The organism is Rhodococcus sp. NPDC057297 (assembly GCF_042667435.1).
Taxonomy (GTDB): domain Bacteria; phylum Actinomycetota; class Actinomycetes; order Mycobacteriales; family Mycobacteriaceae; genus Rhodococcoides.
In genome coordinates, this window is the sequence record NZ_JBHUZE010000024.1 from 1 (window position 1) to 1,916 (window position 1,916).

At 65.0% G+C, this 1,916-nt stretch carries 2 protein-coding genes; both read left to right on the top strand.

Annotated features, from left to right (window positions below; all coding sequences use genetic code 11):
- Positions 1 to 252 precede the first annotated feature (252 nt).
- Positions 253 to 1,026 carry a GntR family transcriptional regulator gene (locus tag ACFULT_RS27170; protein ID WP_375965030.1) on the top strand — a complete coding sequence of 258 codons (774 nt, stop codon included), beginning with the start codon at positions 253 to 255 and terminating at the stop codon, positions 1,024 to 1,026.
- 25 nt (positions 1,027 to 1,051) lie between these two features.
- The gene (locus tag ACFULT_RS27175; RefSeq protein WP_375965027.1) at positions 1,052 to 1,561 is read left to right on the top strand and encodes a GNAT family N-acetyltransferase; all 510 of its coding nucleotides are present in this window, start codon (positions 1,052 to 1,054) and stop codon (positions 1,559 to 1,561) included.
- Positions 1,562 to 1,916: the final 355 nt, after the last annotated feature.

Genomic DNA, 1,916 nt, shown 5'->3' on the forward strand with positions numbered 1-1,916 from the left:
GAAAAAAAACGGTATCGTTGCAGCGTGAATAATATAAATACTAACAAGCCCGACCCAACACCGAACGACGCACAACCAGAGCAGAAGCAGTCATGATGGAAGCTCCCTGATGGGACAGGGGGGCGGCGTGTCTGCTTGGCGGCAGGAACGCCGCCCCCAACTGGCTTGAGCCACTTACTGGCTTAAGCTAGTTGACCACGAGGGAGAGCGAGGGTCAAGACGCTAGCTTAAGCCAGTTGGTATGCTCGGCTCATGACCGCATCCGACCGCTCCCCCCAGCAGCCAGCCAGCCGCCGAATCGCTGACGCACTCCGCGCCTCGATCGAGCGGGGTGAGCTGGAGGCCGGCCAGAAGCTCCCGTCTGAGCGAGCCTTGGCGGAGCAGTACGGAGCGGCGCGCAACACCGCGCGAGAAGCCATTCGCGTGCTGGCTGAGCAGGGGCTCGTGACGGCCAAGCATGGTCGAGGCGTGTTCGTACGCGAGCCCCAACGTCTGTTCCGCTTCGGCAGCGACCGGTACTCGATCGCCAACCGAGAGACCGGGCTGACTCCCTTTCGCCTGGAGGCCAAGAAGCAGGGCAAGGTCCCGCGCATCGACGTCCTGAGCATCGCCCGCGAGGTGCCGCCTGCCGATGTCGCCGAGCGGCTCCAGGTCTCAACCGACAGCGAAAGTGTCGTCCACCGTGAGAACCACTACTTCGCTGACGATGAGCCGGTCCAGATCGTCTCCACCTATCTGCGCTGGGAAGAGGCGGAGGGCACTCTCCTCATGCAGGCGAAGTCAGGGCCCAACGGGATCTACGGACGCCTGGAGGGGTTGGGCCACGTGATGACACGGGTGCGCGACGAGATCAGCGCTCGTATGCCTTCGCCCGAAGAGGCCCGGGTACTCGACTTGTTGCCAGGAGTGCCCGTACTCGAAGTGCTGCACACGAGTCTGGATCAGAACTTGGAGCCCTTCGAGGTATCCCGGTACGTACACCGCGCTGACCAAACCGGCCTGCTCTACGAGCTGCCCGTTTCCTAGCCCACCGCTCTGCTGGAGGACCCACGTGGCTGACACCACCATCCGCCCCCTCGAAGACGCCGATGTCCCGGGAGCAGCGGCAGCCCTGATCGAAGTCCACTCGACGGACGGCTACCCGGTGGAGGGTGTAGATGACCCCGAGGCATGGATCACTCCGCCAGGAGTCGTGAAGGCATGGGTAGCACACCGGGACGGCGTGGTGGGGCATATCGCGATCATGAAGGCGGAGGGGGAGGAAGCCGTCGCCCTCTGGCAGCAGCAGAGCGGAGAGGACGAAACTCGCATCGGCGTTCTGGCCCGGCTGTTCGTAGTGCGCAGCGCTCGGAAGCACGCAGTGGGCGAAAGCCTCATGCGCGCAGCCATGGACTACGCCGAGGAGAACGGCATACGCCTTGTGCTCGACGTGATGGACAAGGACGAGGCAGCCATCCGCCTCTACGAACGCTTGGGCTGGCACTTCATTGGCGGAGCCACGCACCAATTTGGAGACAGTCAGCAAATCCCCGCCAAGTGCTACGTCTGGCCCGCCAGCTAGCTTCGGGAAGTTACAGGTTTCTCTACCTCATCAAGGCACCCGGCTGCGCTCCGCTCCGCCGGGCGCGCTTCCCGGCTCTGGCTGCGCCCGCGCTCCTGCCTTCGGCCCGCTCGGCGCTGCCGCCGCCGACGCGCGCCCGCAGTGGATAGGCCCGGAGGGCATGAGACGAGAACCAAGCCCGCGGCTTCAAGAGGATGCCTCCGGCGGGGGCGCTCAGACTCCGGGATGGGACGGGGCGCCGTTCGCGAGTGCCGGCCGGAGCGTGGCGAGCGTCGTAGGGCTCCCATCCCGACCACCTTCGACCCAGGCAGAGCCGAGCAGTCGTGGTTCAGGGCGTCAAGGTCGTTCGTACAGC